This window comes from Bradyrhizobium sp. 482_C4_N1_8 (assembly GCF_052075965.1).
GTDB lineage: Bacteria > Pseudomonadota > Alphaproteobacteria > Rhizobiales > Xanthobacteraceae > Bradyrhizobium > Bradyrhizobium barranii.
This window is the reverse complement of the sequence record NZ_CP197231.1, coordinates 4,752,524-4,767,178: the sequence shown is the minus strand read 5'-3', so window position 1 is coordinate 4,767,178 and position 14,655 is coordinate 4,752,524. Positions and strand designations below refer to the sequence as shown.

Annotated in this window: 14 protein-coding genes and 2 tRNA genes; 14 read left to right on the top strand and 2 right to left on the bottom strand. The window is 64.0% G+C overall.

The window, feature by feature from the left end:
• The first annotated feature begins 44 nt into the window (after window positions 1–44).
• Both AB7Z56_RS22775 and AB7Z56_RS22770 read left to right on the top strand, forming a co-directional pair.
• Window positions 45–118 (top strand) — tRNA-Cys (locus AB7Z56_RS22775).
• Between the two features lie 189 nt (window positions 119–307).
• The gene (locus tag AB7Z56_RS22770; RefSeq protein ID WP_167767891.1) at window positions 308–454 is read left to right on the top strand and encodes a hypothetical protein; all 147 of its coding nucleotides are present in this window, start codon (window positions 308–310) and stop codon (window positions 452–454) included.
• A gap of 81 nt (window positions 455–535) precedes the next feature.
• Here the strand turns inward: AB7Z56_RS22770 and AB7Z56_RS22765 are convergent, their stop codons facing one another.
• Window positions 536–730 (bottom strand): hypothetical protein, encoded by a 195-nt coding sequence (locus tag AB7Z56_RS22765; protein WP_039148908.1) that lies wholly within the window; start codon window positions 728–730, stop codon window positions 536–538.
• A 262-nt stretch (window positions 731–992) separates the two neighbouring features.
• Between AB7Z56_RS22765 and AB7Z56_RS22760 the strand changes: the two genes are divergently transcribed.
• The 11 genes from AB7Z56_RS22760 (at window position 993) to AB7Z56_RS22710 (ending at window position 13,066) form a co-directional block, all read left to right on the top strand.
• Window positions 993–1,256, top strand: a complete 264-nt coding sequence (locus AB7Z56_RS22760) for a hypothetical protein (protein ID WP_063983409.1) — start codon at window positions 993–995, stop codon at window positions 1,254–1,256.
• A 440-nt stretch (window positions 1,257–1,696) separates the two neighbouring features.
• The gene (locus AB7Z56_RS22755; protein WP_063983408.1) at window positions 1,697–2,614 is read left to right on the top strand and encodes an ABC transporter substrate-binding protein; all 918 of its coding nucleotides are present in this window, start codon (window positions 1,697–1,699) and stop codon (window positions 2,612–2,614) included.
• Window positions 2,614–4,236, top strand: a complete 1,623-nt coding sequence (locus AB7Z56_RS22750; protein WP_063983407.1) for an amino acid ABC transporter permease/ATP-binding protein — start codon at window positions 2,614–2,616, stop codon at window positions 4,234–4,236. Before AB7Z56_RS22755 ends, AB7Z56_RS22750 begins: the two co-directional genes overlap by 1 nt.
• 46 nt (window positions 4,237–4,282) lie before the next feature.
• Window positions 4,283–5,524 (top strand): acetamidase/formamidase family protein, encoded by a 1,242-nt coding sequence (locus AB7Z56_RS22745; RefSeq protein WP_063983406.1) that lies wholly within the window; start codon window positions 4,283–4,285, stop codon window positions 5,522–5,524.
• Window positions 5,525–5,658: 134 nt separating this feature from the next.
• Window positions 5,659–7,989 carry an acetamidase/formamidase family protein gene (locus tag AB7Z56_RS22740; protein ID WP_063983405.1) on the top strand — a complete coding sequence of 777 codons (2,331 nt, stop codon included), beginning with the start codon at window positions 5,659–5,661 and terminating at the stop codon, window positions 7,987–7,989.
• A 14-nt stretch (window positions 7,990–8,003) separates the two neighbouring features.
• Window positions 8,004–8,387 carry a RidA family protein gene (locus AB7Z56_RS22735; RefSeq protein ID WP_063983404.1) on the top strand — a complete coding sequence of 128 codons (384 nt, stop codon included), beginning with the start codon at window positions 8,004–8,006 and terminating at the stop codon, window positions 8,385–8,387.
• A 341-nt stretch (window positions 8,388–8,728) separates the two neighbouring features.
• Window positions 8,729–9,892, top strand: a complete 1,164-nt coding sequence (locus tag AB7Z56_RS22730; RefSeq protein WP_354123814.1) for a PspA/IM30 family protein — start codon at window positions 8,729–8,731, stop codon at window positions 9,890–9,892.
• A gap of 10 nt (window positions 9,893–9,902) precedes the next feature.
• Window positions 9,903–10,562 (top strand): OB-fold-containig protein, encoded by a 660-nt coding sequence (locus AB7Z56_RS22725; protein ID WP_354123813.1) that lies wholly within the window; start codon window positions 9,903–9,905, stop codon window positions 10,560–10,562.
• 23 nt (window positions 10,563–10,585) lie between these two features.
• Window positions 10,586–12,280 carry a flotillin family protein gene (locus tag AB7Z56_RS22720; RefSeq protein ID WP_166096526.1) on the top strand — a complete coding sequence of 565 codons (1,695 nt, stop codon included), beginning with the start codon at window positions 10,586–10,588 and terminating at the stop codon, window positions 12,278–12,280.
• Between the two features lie 210 nt (window positions 12,281–12,490).
• The gene (locus AB7Z56_RS22715; RefSeq protein WP_063983400.1) at window positions 12,491–12,859 is read left to right on the top strand and encodes a hypothetical protein; all 369 of its coding nucleotides are present in this window, start codon (window positions 12,491–12,493) and stop codon (window positions 12,857–12,859) included.
• Window positions 12,860–12,991: 132 nt separating this feature from the next.
• Window positions 12,992–13,066, top strand: a tRNA-Asn gene (locus AB7Z56_RS22710).
• Window positions 13,067–13,218: 152 nt separating this feature from the next.
• Here the strand turns inward: AB7Z56_RS22710 and AB7Z56_RS22705 are convergent.
• Window positions 13,219–14,103: a helix-turn-helix domain-containing protein gene (locus tag AB7Z56_RS22705; RefSeq protein ID WP_245328431.1), complete on the bottom strand. Its 885-nt coding sequence runs from the start codon at window positions 14,101–14,103 to the stop codon at window positions 13,219–13,221.
• Here AB7Z56_RS22705 and AB7Z56_RS22700 point away from each other — a divergent pair.
• Window positions 14,083–14,262, top strand: coding sequence for a hypothetical protein (locus tag AB7Z56_RS22700; RefSeq protein WP_245328430.1), 180 nt, complete (start codon window positions 14,083–14,085; stop codon window positions 14,260–14,262). The genes AB7Z56_RS22705 and AB7Z56_RS22700 overlap by 21 nt on opposite strands.
• The last annotated feature ends 393 nt before the right edge of the window (window positions 14,263–14,655 follow it).

The following is a 14,655-nucleotide window of genomic DNA, read 5'->3' as shown; positions in this document are numbered from 1 at the left end:
GGTTGCCTAAGCCATTGATCCCCTATATTGCTCCGCCCGTACGGGGCCACGTGGCGGAGTGGTTACGCAACGGTCTGCAAAACCGTGTACACCAGTTCAATTCTGGTCGTGGCCTCCATTACAACTTCCTGATATTTCATCACAAATTTTGCTCACCGCGCGTTCCGCCAAGCGCGCGGCTAAGGCCTGCCAGGTCGTGCACACCGGGTTTGCCCGGGGCTTGGCGGACACCAGCGATTCAGGCCCGATGGCATAGACTTCGCATCTGCGAAGTGATGCGTCAGGCCCCCCTGGAGCTGGAGAGCACGTGAGCGACGTCGTCCGATTTGTCCCGAAATCCGAGCTGGAGCGGGCTCGCCTCATTCGCGAGGCCCGTGCGATCTATGACAGTATCTTTCCGCCGGCCGCACCCGACCGGGTGCCGCAGGACGGCGAGGAGCGGGTCAAGACCTGATCGGAGCCGCGCCGTTCCGGCGCATGGCCGATAGCAAAACGCCCGCAGGAGCGGGCGCATCGGTTGACGTTGAAAGTGGTCTCAACAGGCCGCGTACCAGCCGTCCGGAAACGGCAGAAGGGGCCAGGCGCCCTCATTGTCATTGGCGGCTTTGGGCGTTGCGACGTACGACCACGAGCGGGGCACGAATTCCTCCTCCGGCTCGGGCGCGAAATCTTGATAGACCATGGCGTCCCGGACGGCATCCAGCAGCAAGTTGAATTCGGCTTCGCTCATCGCACCCTCGCAGAACGCGGATGGCGCAATGTCGCAAAGCCGGTTTGTTACCCGATTGAGCCGATCGTTCGCATTTTAGCGATCCGGCGATCGGGCTCCGATTGGTTAGCGATTCCTTAAAATCCCCGCGGAACCGTACGTTCCTCCCGTCCGGCCTCAGTGTGAAAGAGATCACATCCCCCGCGATTTATTTCTCCTACCCCTTGGCACGACACCGGCCAGCGAAGGCCGGGGGCGGGCAAGGCAGACGGGAGACTTGGTCATGAGGGCAAGGTTCTTACGGTTTGCGGGGGCGAAGAGCCGGGCGCGCCGCGCCTCGACGGTCGGGCTGTTCCTGGCGCTGTTCGCCTCCGCCGCCAATGCACAGCAGGGAACGCCGGAGCAGCGCCGGGCCTGCACCCCCGACGTCTACCGGCTCTGCGCCGGCGAGATCCCCAACGTCCGCGCCATCACGGCCTGTCTGCGCCGTAACCGGTCAAGCTTGAGCGAGGCTTGCCGCACCGTGTTCGATCAAGCCGGCGGTTGACATAGCCGCCCTGTGGGTTTGTGCGCAGCAAGTGGCTCGTGCGGCCTCGCGAATCCGGCATAGTCGGCCTGTGGATATGCTGCGGACAGGCTGTGGAAAGCGGTGAGATGCTGTGGATGTCGTCCACAGATGCGTCTGCCCCGCGCCTCATTTCCGTCAGCGAACGTCATATCTCTGTCAAATATCCTGACTGATTGATTCTCCAACCGTGCAGATTATTGCGTCGCGCGAGATCATTTGGTTCTCCCGAATTCGGAATTGCGTGCCGCAGGACACCTGACGCACGAACAGTTTTTGTGCAGCCGGCTGCCTAATTCGCGGGCCTCATTCATCCAATTTTTTGTACGCCCGCGGACAAGCTTTCCCGTCCGCACTCCACCTAGGCTCGCTCCCGAGATCTGGAACATGGCCAGTGCCATGACAATTCAAAGGAGCTGGAGATGGAGAGACGGGTATTGCCCCACGCGCAGGGAACGGCGCGCGCATCATCACCGTGGCGCAAGGTCGCGCTCGGCGCCACCATCGCCTTCGGCCTCGTCGCAGCGGCGCCGCTGAGCGCGCAGGCCGCCGCGCCCGCCGCCTGCGCCGCACTCCAGGAGAAATATCCGGACTGGAAGGGCAAGACGCTCGTCAACGCCATCAACCCGCATACACCGGGCTATGAGACGATCGACCCGAAGGATCCCAGCAAATATATCGGCTTCGACATCGATCTTGGCGAGGCCATCGGCGAATGCCTCGGCTTCAAGCTGACCTACAAGCCGGTGACGTTCGCAGCACTCCTCACAACGCTCGCTGCCGGCCAGGCGGACATCGTCATCTCCGACATCTACGCCACCAAGGAGCGCGCCAAGGCCGCCGACTTCATCACCTACTCGAAAGTGTTCGACGGGGTGCTCGTCGCCAAGGGCAATCCGAAGGGCATCAACGGCATCAACATGTCGATGTGTGGCGCGGCCGCCGCCGAGAACACCGGCTATGTCGAGGTGCCCCTGATCCAGGCCCTGATCCCGGAATGCAAGAAGGCGGGCAAGGCCGAGCCGACCATCCAGCTCTACGACAACAACGCCAACTGCATCCAGGCGATCCTGGCCGGCCGCGCCGACACCTATGTCAATGACGTCAACACCGTCGACAGTGCGGTGAAGGCCTATCCGGACAAGCTGGAGAAGGCGATCGCGGTGACGATCCCGTATTCGGTCGGCATCGCCGTTCCCAAGGACAAGCCGAAATTCCGCGACGCCGTGCTCGCCGCACTGATCGAGGTGCAGAAGGCCGGCACGCATATGGAGCTTCTAAAGAAGCATGGGCTCGACGTGAACAACTTCAAGGAGCCTGACATTCTGACGGCAGACTGATGTCGCTGTTCCTCCATTACCTGAGCATGCCGTATCTGCTCGAGGGCATCGAGCTCACCCTCGAGGTGACCGCCCTCGGGCTCGGCGGTGGATTGATCCTTGGATTGATCCTCGCCGGCATGCAGCTCTCGCGCTTCTGGCTCCTGGCGGCGATCGCCAGGGCCTATACCGTGATCTTTCGCGGCACGCCGCTGATTCTGCAGATGGTTTTCGCCTACGATGCGTTACCGCATATCGGCATCAAGCTGCCGGCGGTGCTGGCGGCCGGCCTCGCGCTCGCCTGCAACGAGGCGCCGTTCATCGCGGAGATGCTGCGCGCCGGCGTGCTCGGCGTCGACCGCGGGCAGGTGACGGCCGGCCAGGCGCTCGGCATGACGCCGCGGATCCTGATGTGGCGGGTGATCGCGCCGCAGGCGATCCGCACCATGATCCCGGCCTTCGGCAACGAGGCGGTGAGCGCGCTGAAGAATTCCTCGCTGGCGTCCGTCGTCGCAGTCCAGGAGCTGACCTTGCGCTCGACTCAATTGGCGTCCTCGACCTTCGACTTCTTCTCGATCTTCTTCGCCTCTGGCCTCTTGTACCTCGTGCTGACCTTTGCCATCAGCGTCATCCAGTTGTTCGTCGAATGGCTGCTCGATCTCGACCGCGCCAAGGGACGGAAGCGCAAGCTCGCCGATTACCTGCCGTGGCGTCGCGTCGATCTCGGCGCCAAGCTGGAGCTTGCGGAGGCGACCGTCGCCGATCCCGAACCCGTGCAGGCAGAGCTGACCGACACGCCGCCGCTTGCTCTGACCAGAGAGGAGCGCACGCGGCGTTCCGCGACGATCGCGCGCAACAACATCGCGGTCGAGACCAAGGACCTCACCAAGAGCTACGGCACGCAAAAGGTGCTCGGTGGCCTCGATCTGACCGTTCGCGTCGGCGAAGTGGTCGCGCTGCTCGGCCCCAGCGGCTCGGGCAAGAGCACGCTGCTTCGCTGCATCAACCATCTCGAAAGCTGGGACGGAGGCACCGTGCGCGTCGGCGGCCGCCGTCTCGGCTTTGACGACGACGGCAAGTTGCTGTCACCGCGGGCGATCGCCAACGAGCGGGCAACGGTCGGTGTCGGCATGGTGTTCCAGCAGTTCAATTTGTTCGCCCATCTGTCGGCACGCGAAAACATCGCCGGGCCTTTGCGCTGGGTCCACGGTATGACCCGCATCGACGCCGACCGTCGCGCCACCGAGCTGCTCGACCGTGTCGGTCTCTCACAGCGCGCCGACGCGCTGCCGCGACATCTCTCCGGCGGCCAGCAGCAGCGCGTCGCCATCGCCCGCGCGCTGGCGCCCAATCCAAGCGTGCTGCTCTTGGACGAGCCGACCTCGGCGCTCGATCCCGAGCTCGTCAACGAGGTACTGGAAGTGATCCGGCGGCTCGCCATCGACGACGGTCTCACCATGATCATCTCGACGCACCAGATCCGCTTTGCCGATGAAGTCGCCGACCGCGTCGCTTTCCTGAGCGGCGGCACCATCATCGAGGAGGGACCGGCGCACGAGGTGCTCACCAATCCCCGCAATCCGCTGACGGCGCGTTTCCTCAGCGTGATGGAAGCCGACAAGACTCCGGAGGCGGTGCGATGAGCGCCGCCCCCACGTTCAAGACCGCGTTCCCCGAAGAGGCCACCTGATGAAGCATTTCACGCTGCCGGTTTCGCCGAAGACCGTCCACTGGGGCTATTTCTCCAAGAAGGTCACGCCGGCCCTGACACTGCGCTCCGGCGACCGCGCCACCATCGAGACGCTGACCCATCACGCCAACGATGATTACGAGCGCATGATCCAGGGCGATCCCGGCGCCGAGAGCGTGTTCCAGTGGACGCGCGAGTACAAGGCGGTCCCGCGCCGCGGCTCAGGCCCGGTCGAAGGTCCGTTCATCCGCGGCGCAGGCGAGGGGATCGGCGTGCATCTTCTCACAGGTCCCGTCGCGATCGAAGGCGCCGAGCCCGGTGACATCCTGGAAGTGCGCATCCTCGATATCAGGCCGCGGCCGAGCTGCAGCGCCTGCCACGCCGGCCGCTGCTTCGGCTCCAACGTCGCCGCAAACTGGGGCTTTCACTATCACGATTTGATCGAGGAGCCGAAGCCGCGGGAGGTCGTCACCATCTTCGAGCTCGACACCTCGGGCGAGCCTTATGCGAAAGCGGTCTACAACTACGTCTGGACGCCGCAGACCGACCCCGACGGCATCGTGCATCCCACCATCGACTATCCCGGCGTGCGCGTCGATCACGCCACCGTCAGGAAGCGCGAAAACATCCTGTCGAGCGTGAGGGTGCCCGCGCGATTGCATTTCGGCACCATGGGCCTCGCGCCCTCGGAAGCTGATTTCGTCAGCTCGATCCCGCCGAGCTACACCGGCGGCAACATCGACGACTGGCGTATCGGCAAGGGCGCGCGGATGTTCTATCCGGTCGCAGTCCCCGGCGCCTATTTCTCGGTCGGCGATCCTCACGCCGCGCAAGGCGACAGCGAGCTCGGCGGCACCGCAATCGAGACCTCGCTCACCGGCGATTTCGAGTTCATCCTGCACAAGAAGGCTGATCTGGCCGGCACCAGTCTGGAGGGCCTCGACCATCCGATGCTGGAGACCGATCACGCCTGGTCGTTCTACGGCTTCACCTATCCGAACTATCTGGCCGCGCTCGGCGCCGACGCACAAACCGAGATTGCCAATCACTCGAGCCTCGACCGTGCGATGCGCGATGCGTTCAGAAAACTCCGGCGGTTCCTGATGACCGTGCACGGTCTCAGCGAGGACGAGGCGATCTCGCTGCTGTCGGTCGGCGCCGATTTCGGCGTCACCCAGGTCGTCGACGCCAACTGGGGCGTCCACGGCACGATCCGCAAGAACATCTTTCGCTGCGACTAATGCATTGAGACACAGCGAGTTTTCGGGATGAGGGGATGAGCGGCGAACGTCATTTGCGGCCCGTTGCTGCGACGGATGACCGCGTTCGTCTGGCACAGAGGTTGCTTCGATCAACTGCAATCTGGGTTGATCTGATGAGCTTCCGGCCGTTCACGAGCGAGTCCTACGCGCAAGACGACCGCCCCGAAGCCTGGCGGGACGTGCTGGCGGCGGTCGGCCTGCAACCGGCGACCGGCCATTCCTTCTTTGACGGACATGCAACCGCATCGCATCGCCACACAGCAGGTGTTGCGCTGACGCGGATGGCGGCTGGCGCGCAAAGCGTCGCGCCGCTATCGCAAGCGAATGAAGACCTTCCGATCGCGCTGATCCCGGTCGAGGACGGCATGGTGCTGAAGAGCGCCGGCGGCCACCGCATCGTTCCGGTCGGCCATCTCGTGCTGCTGCCGCGGAGCGGAGACTGGAGCATCGTGTTCCAGCGCGACATGCGGGCCATCGTGCTGTCGGTGACCTCGGAAGCGCTGCACGGACGCCTCTCGGGCAGGCCGCGGCTCGGCGAGCCCCGCGTCGTTCCACCCAGCGGCTTTGCCGATGTGTTCTCGCGTCTGCTGGACGCGACCGCGCGCACGCTCGACACGTTGAGCGATGCCGAGTGGAATTCGGTCGCGCAGTCGCTCGTTGACCTGCTCCTGACGCTCGCGCATCAACTGGCGGCTTCGACGTCCGATGCCGGATCGAGTGCGACGCAGGCCGCGCTGCTGCACCGGATCTGCCAGACCATCGAGCGGCGGCTCGACGATCCCGAACTGGCGCCGGCGCGCGTCGCGCAGGCCCAGGGGATTTCCGAGCGCTACCTGCAAAAACTGTTCGAGACGGTCGGCGACAATTTCACCCATTACGTCCGGGAGCGCCGCCTCCAGCGTGCCTGGGCCGATCTGTCCAATCCGACCGAGGCGCTTCGTTCGATCTCGGAGATCGCCTACGCCTACGGCTTTGGCGATTCCGCACATTTCAGCCGCGCCTTCCGTCATCGCTTCGGCCTGCCGCCGCGCGAATTCCGCCAGCAGGAGGCGGAGCGGGCGACCTTGCAGCACGGCATTGCCGGCCAGCGCGGCTGGCCGCAGGAGGCGCTGGCGCAGCTCCGCGTGCATTCGAGCGTCGAGGCACGCAGCACCGCTGCTTGCGCCGGCACCGAGGAGCGGACGACCGCGGAACGCAGGCATCACCATCTCCCGGTCGAAGCCAGCCGCATCCATTGGGGCTATTTCAGCCGCTCGCTATCGCCGCAAATCGAGATCGCCTCGGGCGACACCATCACCATCGAGACGCTGACGCAGCACGCCTCCGATGCGCCCGAGATGATGATCGCGGGCGATTCCGGTGCTGAAAGCGTGTTCGGCTGGACACGGGACAAGAAGAACGTCGATCGTCGCGGCGCTGGCCCGATGGATGCCAGCGTGTTCGGCCGTGGCGCCGGCGAAGGATTTGGCGTGCACATCTGCACGGGGCCGGTCGCGGTGAAGGATGCCCAGCCCGGCGACGTGCTGGAGGTGCGCATCCTCGACATCGTGCCGCGCGCGAGCCGCAATCCGAACCATGCCGGCCGTGTGTTCGGCTCCTCGGTCGCGGCTTGGTGGGGCTATCACTACAACGAGTTTCTCGGCGGTCCCATGCCGCGCGAGGTCGTCACCATCTACGAGATCTTCGACGATCCAGAGGAGCCGCACGCCCGGGCGCTTTATTCCTATCGCTGGGAGCCGCAGACCGACCCCTTCGGCGTCGTGCACGCCACCTACGACTATCCCGGCGTCCCCGTCGCGCCGGCCACGGTGAAGCGCCGGCATGCCGTACTCGATGGCATCCGCATTCCCCTGAGGCCGCATTTCGGCGTGATCGCGGTGGCGCCGCGCGAGGTCGATTTCGTCGACTCCGTGCCGCCGTCCTATTTCGGCGGCAATCTCGACAATTGGCGGCTGGGGAAGGGCTCTACCGTCTATCTTCCGGTTTCGGTGCCCGGCGCGCTGCTGTCGGTCGGCGATTCCCACGCCACGCAAGGCGACGGCGAACTCAGCGGCACGGCGATCGAATGCTCGATGACAGGGACATTCGAGGTGATCCTGCACAAGAAGGCCGATCTTGCAGGCCGGCCCTTTGCCGATCTCTCTTATCCCCTGATCGAGACCGAGACCGACTGGGTGCTGACCGGCTTCAGCCATCCCAACTATCTCGCCGAGTTCGGCGCGCAGGGCCAAAGCGAAGTCTACACAAAATCCTCGCTCGACCTCGCCATGAAGGATGCGTTCCGCAAAATGCGGCGCTTTCTGATGAACGTCAAAGGGCTCAGCGAGGACGAGGCGATCGCCTTGATGTCGGCCGCCGTTGATTTCGGCGTCACCCAGGTCGTCGACGGCAATTGGGGCGTGCACGCCATCCTCAGCAAGCGCCTGTTTCGGGACGCGACTTAACAAGGACATCTCAAGTGAAATTCCACATGATCAGCGGCGGACCGAAGCCGGTCGCGCCCTTCAGCCACGCCGTCGAGACCGACGGGTTTGTCTTCGTCACCGGCCAGATGCCGGACACGCCGCAGGCGCCGGGTGTGCTGCCCGACGGCATAGAGGCGCAGACGCGGGCCGTGATGGAGAATTTGAAGGTGGTGCTCGCCGGCCTCGATCTCGGCCTCGAGCACGTCGTGATGACGCGGATCTATCTGACGCGTTTCAAGGAAGACTATGCCGCGATGAACGAGACGTATCGCAGCTTCTTCGCACCGGATCGTTTGCCGGCTCGCACGTGTGTCGGCGTCACCGGGCTCGCCTATGACGCACTGATCGAGATCGATCTGGTGTGCCGGCGGCCGTGAGGCGATGCTGTAGCCCGGATGGCGCGCAGATCGATCCTGGACGCGTCCTGAGGCCCCGGATTACGCTGCGCTCCATCCGGGCTCTAAAAATGGAAGTGTCGGGACATCGACCAGCCGATTAACAGTCGGATGGTCGGCGGCAACGTTGACCAGTCCGGTTTCCGTTGGGTTCGCCTTAAATTGCAACCCGTGCGTGCATGAAGTCTTGATCGGCCGTGATCTAGGGATGATCAACCTCCTTGAACGCGTCGCCTGCGGCCGACGACTAACCCACAGAGTGCATGAGGGTCAGGGGAACGTGATCGTACTTCCTCTTCCAAAAGCACCAAAATGGTGCTTTAGTGCTTTCCATGAGCCCGTCGTCCAAAAACGCGCCGTCCGCGCTGCGTTACAGGCTTGCCCCTGACCCGTCCGCCAAGGCCGCCATGGAGGCGACGTTCAGGGCCTATGACCGCATGATGGAGATCCTGGACGAGGTGGCGCGGAGCCATAACGTCGGCTCCAATGTCGTCCTGCTCCATGCCCATGCCTATGAGCCGATCCGGAAAGAAACCGCGCTGCCGTCGCGGCTGGTGACGCTGGGCCTGCGCGACCGCGCCGATTATCGCGCCGCGCAGGGCCGCCGCCTGCCGCTCGACGACAAGCTCGCCAAGATCAAGGGCCCCGCCACCATTTCGATTGCAACCGTGGAAGGGCGCTTCAGCGTTCCCTTCGACTATGCCGGCTATGCCGAGGGTTGGGGGCAGAGCGCTCCCGCGCACCTCATCCGCACCGACGACGGTTTCGAAGTTCACTACGGCGTCACGCCGAACAATCTGCCAGAGGAGGAGAACGCTATGGATACCATCGCTGCCGCCCCCGACAACTTCCTGTCCCGGGTCGGGCGCCTGATCGCCGGGATCGCCTATGACGCGATCGAGCAGGCGGAGGGGAAGAACAAGCTGAACGTGGTTGGCCAAGCCATCCGCGAGATCGAGCGCGCGGAGAGTGAAGCGCGCGATGCGCTCGCGGCCGCGCGCGCCGAGGAATACCGTCTCAACGCGCGCCGCACCGAGATAGAACGCGAGATGACCAATCTTGCGCCCAAGATCGAAGGTGCGATTGCTGATAGCCGGGACGATCTCGCCCGCGCCGGCATCGCGCGGCAGATGGACCTCGAAGCGCAGTTCGAGGTGCTCTCCCGGGCCATCGACGAGAACAACGAGAAGATCGAACAGTGCGTGACGTCGCTGCGCGCCGTGCTGTCAGCATTGCAAGATGCCGAGCAACGCCGCGCCGATCTCGAAAAGAGCGAGGCTCAGGCAAGCCATCAGGCTTCGACGTCGCCCCGGAAGTCCGGTGGTGCCTCGGCGGCAGCGAAGGCCTTGCGCGCGGGCAGGGCGGTGGCGCGCGCCACCGGCGTCCCGGCAGCGATCCCGTATTCAAGCGACATCGACGAGCTCAGCACGTTGCATCGCGACAAGGAGATTGCAGCGAGGCTGGCGCGGTTGAAGTCGCGCTCCTGAGTAATGTGTCATGAGCGCTCTGCTCGAACACGTGATGTCGCCGGAGGTCAGGCCGTTCGCGATCGCGGCGGCCATGATCCTCATCGTCGGCTCGATCGAGGTGGTCTCGATGCTGGTCGGGGCCTCGCTGAGCGAGATGCTCGGCACCAACATCGATTTTGGTCACCCCAGCGACAATGGCGTGATCAACGCCATCTCCTGGATCAATGTCGGCGGCGTGCCGCTCTTGATCTTCCTGCTGTTGCTGCTTGGCGCGTTCTCCATCACCGGCTTCCTGATCCAGGACATCGCGCGGATGGTGGCCGGTCCCTTGCCGGCAACGCTCGCGTCGGTCGGAGCGGTCGCCGTCTCGATTCCGGTGGTCCGCGCCGCAAGCAGGGGCATCGCGCGGGTCATTCCCAAGGATGAAAGCTATGCCGTCGGTCTCGGCGATCTCGTCGGCCGTGTCGGCGCGGTCGTGATCGGCCCGCTCGATCAGGGGCCGCCCGGCCGCGTCAGCGTCGCCGACATCCACGGCAACCGCCATTTCGTGTGGGCGGTCGCCGCACCGTCATCATTGCCCCTGCCGCAGGGAACCATGGTCCTGCTGGTCGATCGCGCCGGCACCCGCTTCGTGGCGGTGAAGGCCGACGATGAACTGAAACCTTCCAAACCGCCTCTAAGCAGCTGACAAGTCATTTATCGGAGAAAGTCATGTTCGACATTGCAGTCCCGGCCATGATCGGCGTCGCGCTGATCGTCGTCCTCGGGATCGTCTTCACCATCCTCTACAAGCGCGCCACCCGCGACGAGGCCTTCGTGCGCACCGGCCTCGGCGGCAAGAAGGTCGTGCTCGACGGCGGCGCCATGATCCTGCCGATCTTCCACTCCTATGCCAGCGTCAATTTGAAGACGCTGCGGCTCACCGTCGAGCGCAAGGAGCGGGAGTCCCTGATCACCAAGGACCGCCTGCGCGTCGACATCGTCGCCGAGTTCTACGTGCGCGTCCGTCCTGACGATGAGAGCATTGCGCTCGCGAGCCAGACGCTGGGCGCGCTGACGAATGACGCCGAAGCCCTGCGTAACCAGGTCGAGGCAAAATTCGTCGACGGCCTGCGTTCGGTGGCGGCCACCATGTCCATCCTGGAGTTGCAGGAGAAGCGCAGCGACTTCGTCAAGCATGTGCAGGCGACAGTGGAATCGGATGTGAAATCCAACGGTCTCGAGCTTGAATCGGTGTCGCTGACCAAGCTCGACCAGACGGATGTGAAATTCTTCAATCCGGAAAACTTCTTCGACGCCGAAGGTCTGACCCAGCTGAAGACCGTCACCGAGACGCGCCGGCGCGACCGCAACTCGATCGTGCGCGACAACGAGGTGGCGATTGCGCAAAAGGACCTCGAGGCGCGGCAGCAGACCCTGACCATCGAGCGCACCAAGAAGGAGGCCGAGCTCTCCCAGGAGCGCGACATCGCCAACAAGACCGCGAGCACCCGCGCTGAAGTCGCAACCGCGACCCAGACCGCGCGCCTGACCGAGGAGAACGCCCGCATCGATACCGACCGCGCCGTGGCCGAGAAGGAGGCCGGCGCCAAGCAGGTCAAGGAAACCGCGGTCATCGAGTCGGATCTCGCCATCAACAAGCGCAAGACCGACGCGCAGCGCGAAATCCAGATCGCCACGCAGGAGAACGAGATCCAGATCGCGGCCAAGAGCAAGCAGACCTCGGAAGCCGTCGCCGACGCCAAGACCGCCGAGGCGCTCGCCGTCTCCGCGGAGGAAAAGGTCGTGACCGCCCGCGCGGTCGAGGTCGCCGACCGTGCCCGTCTCACCCAGGTGCTCGCCGCGCGCACCGAGGCCGAGCGCAAGTCGACCGAGCTGATCGTCGCGGCCGAAGCTGAAAAGAAGGCCTCGCTCGATCGTGCCGAGGCCGTCAAGACGCTGGCCACCGCGGAAGCCGAGTCCAACAAGATCAAGGCAGTCGGCGTCAGGAATATCGGCGAGGCCGAAGCCGCAATCATCACGCTCAAGAACGAGGCGCAGAACAAGCTCGGTGCCAACGTCATCGACTTCGAGCTCGCCAAGAAGCGGATCGAGACCATGCCCTCGGCTCTGGCCGAGATGGTCAAGCCGATCGGCAATCTCAAGGACGTCCGCATCCTGCACACCGGCGGCGCGTTCGGCGGCAATGGCACCGGCGGCGGCAATGTCGGCTTCGGCGAAGGGCTTGCGGGCGAGCTCCTCAAGGTGCACGCGCTGCGTCCGATGATCGACGAGATCCTGCGCCAGAGCGGGTTTGCGCCGGGCGAGGATCCCGTGAAAGCGCTGGTCGGCGCGGTGACGGGAAAGAGCAACGGCGCCGCAGTGCCGGCGCCCGTGCCGGAGAAAACAAACACCGCCGATCTATGAACGCCGGTTCATTGCTGCGGAGAATTCGAATCGATATGAACTGCCCGTGCGCGTCTCGCGTCGCGCACGCTCCGGAGCGTCGATCGATCGCGTGTTGAACCACTTGATCGCGCTCCGGGTGAATTCTTCGAGGCAACGCCATTTGTTGCCGCGGTGCCTGCGCGGATCGACGTCAGGCACCGGAGCCTCTTTCGATCGGGGGAATTTCACATGAAGTATTTTCTGTCCGGACTGATCGCGATCGGTCTTGCGATCGCCGCTGCGCCGTCGTTCGCGGCCGACGCCCGCAACGTCACCGTCGTCAACGAGACCGGCTATGCCATCAAATTCCTGGGCTTCAACGCACCGGACGACGGCCTGGACGAATGGGAGAACGAACTCGACAAGGTTTTGCAGAACCAGGCGAGCACCTATGTCGAGTTCGAGGAGGACGACGAGGGATGTGTCTGGAACATCCGCGTCGACTGGCAGAACTATGACGAATCCGTGCTCTGGAAGAACGTCAACCTCTGCAAGATCACCGCGCTTCGGTTGCGGTACGATTCCGGAACCAAGACCACGTCCTTCGTCGCCGAATAGTTTGACCTGACTTGAGCCAGGGGAGGGGCGGCGGCCCTTCCTCGGCGCATTGTGCAAGATCGCGAATTCGTCCTTTGCAAGCGCAAGCGGCTTTGTTATACGCAGCCGCGCGCGAACGACTGGTTCGCCCTTTCCTCGGTAGCTCAGCGGTAGAGCATCCGACTGTTAATCGGATGGTCGCTGGTTCGAATCCAGCCCGGGGAGCCAAAATCCAGCAAATTCAAAGCCTTACTTGCGTTGCAATTGCGCAACACTACCCGCGGCCGCCGCGTTGGGCCCGGTGCACGGCTGTGCAGTCGACCGGTGGAGCGGGAATCGGTCGGACCATAGCCGTCCCCCAGCACAGCCGAACCAGGCGCCTATAATTCATGCTCAGAGGGTTGAACCCTCAGGCGAGGGACAGTTCGTCCTCCCAGGGTCTGCGACGGACGTTCCCCGAACATCGCATGGTAATATTGCGAGAACCGCCCGAGCTCGTAGAAGCCCTGCTGCATGGCGACAGCGGCCACGGTCGTCGAGCCGGGAACGCTCTCATGCAGAATGGAATGAACGGCACACAGCCGCTTGTGCCTGAGGAAGCTGACCGGGCCCAAGCCGAACACCTCCTGGAACGCGCGATGGAGGGTGCGGCGCGACACCCCGAGAGCGGCGCAGATCTCCGAGACATGCACCGGGCGCGTGCCGGCCTCGTCGAGATACTCCTCGACCCGGCGGATCAGCCGCCTTGCCGAAGGCAGCCAGCCGGTGTCGTCGGGCGGCAGTGACGACATCACGTTGGCCGCCATGCATTCGACGATCGATCGCTTCCAGAAATCGGCGGTCGAGGGCGTCAGGCCGCTCCTGTAGGTGCGCAGATGCGACATGATCCGGACCAGACGATGTGCGGCGATCGCGCCGCCATCGGGGTCCGCCCGGAAATGGTCGCGCCTGCGCCAGGTGTCGGGATTGCTCAGCCTCGCTTCGCCGCCGAACAGCGATGCGACCTCGTTGATGTCGAAGCGCATGGCGGCGTAAGCGGATCCACCGTGAAAGATTCCGTCATGCTCGAGCAGCGGCGGGATCACGAGCACGTCGTTGAGGCGCATGTCGAAGGACCAGTGGGTGACGCGCTCTTCGGCCGCGAGCAACATCCCGATGATCAGCTTGTCGTCGCTGGCGACGCGCTGCGTACGCATGCCGACGCTGAAGGTGCCGATGCTGAGCGAGAAATCGCCGATGCCGACATGGGACAGCGATCCGCGCAATCGCCCGCGCCCGAGCTGCATGACATCGACGTGCGAGCCGTGAACGGCCTGGTGAAGACCTTCGAAGCCGTCAAGCTTACGCGAATCAACCAGAAGGAATTGGCCCATGGCGCCACCCTGTTACTCAAGCGCGACAATTCTGCGGCAGGCGGCGGCTGAATACCACCACAACGCGAAGTGGGTACGACGAGCCGAGTTCGCGCTTTGAGGTAAATTATCACCGAATTTGACGCGAGCTGTGCACCACATGATGCTGTGGATTGAGGAATTTGCGACATGTGTCGTTAAGCCTCACCGATCGGCGCGACGTATTGGCACAAACTGCACATCACGGGCATCCAATCTTCGGATACCATTTGCAACCTAGGCGATTTCGGTGACGATCGCTCTGCGAACCGCGGGGCGAGGATGGCGGTATGGTGTTGCCGCGGGCTCGAAGGATGTGCGCAAAAGAGGGAGAGATGCTGACGCAAGTCTACGACACCCATCTCGCACCCTCGGCGCCAAGAAGAGGGGACCAGACAATGCGTCCAGAATGCCGGGCAATGTGTT

Excerpts from the sequence above, each read along its gene's own strand:
- AB7Z56_RS22715 (WP_063983400.1), top strand. The coding sequence starts at position 12,491 with ATGAAGTATTTTCTGTCCGGACTGATCGCGATCGGTCTTGCGATCGCC.
- AB7Z56_RS22720 (WP_166096526.1), top strand. The coding sequence starts at position 10,586 with ATGTTCGACATTGCAGTCCCGGCCATGATCGGCGTCGCGCTGATCGTC.
- AB7Z56_RS22740 (WP_063983405.1), top strand. The coding sequence starts at position 5,659 with ATGAGCTTCCGGCCGTTCACGAGCGAGTCCTACGCGCAAGACGACCGC.
- AB7Z56_RS22745 (WP_063983406.1), top strand. The coding sequence starts at position 4,283 with ATGAAGCATTTCACGCTGCCGGTTTCGCCGAAGACCGTCCACTGGGGC.
- AB7Z56_RS22750 (WP_063983407.1), top strand. The coding sequence starts at position 2,614 with ATGTCGCTGTTCCTCCATTACCTGAGCATGCCGTATCTGCTCGAGGGC.
- AB7Z56_RS22700 (WP_245328430.1), top strand. The coding sequence starts at position 14,083 with ATGGGACAGCGATCCGCGCAATCGCCCGCGCCCGAGCTGCATGACATC.
- AB7Z56_RS22725 (WP_354123813.1), top strand. The coding sequence starts at position 9,903 with ATGAGCGCTCTGCTCGAACACGTGATGTCGCCGGAGGTCAGGCCGTTC.
- AB7Z56_RS22755 (WP_063983408.1), top strand. The coding sequence starts at position 1,697 with ATGGAGAGACGGGTATTGCCCCACGCGCAGGGAACGGCGCGCGCATCA.
- AB7Z56_RS22765 (WP_039148908.1), bottom strand. The coding sequence starts at position 730 with ATGAGCGAAGCCGAATTCAACTTGCTGCTGGATGCCGTCCGGGACGCC.
- AB7Z56_RS22760 (WP_063983409.1), top strand. The coding sequence starts at position 993 with ATGAGGGCAAGGTTCTTACGGTTTGCGGGGGCGAAGAGCCGGGCGCGC.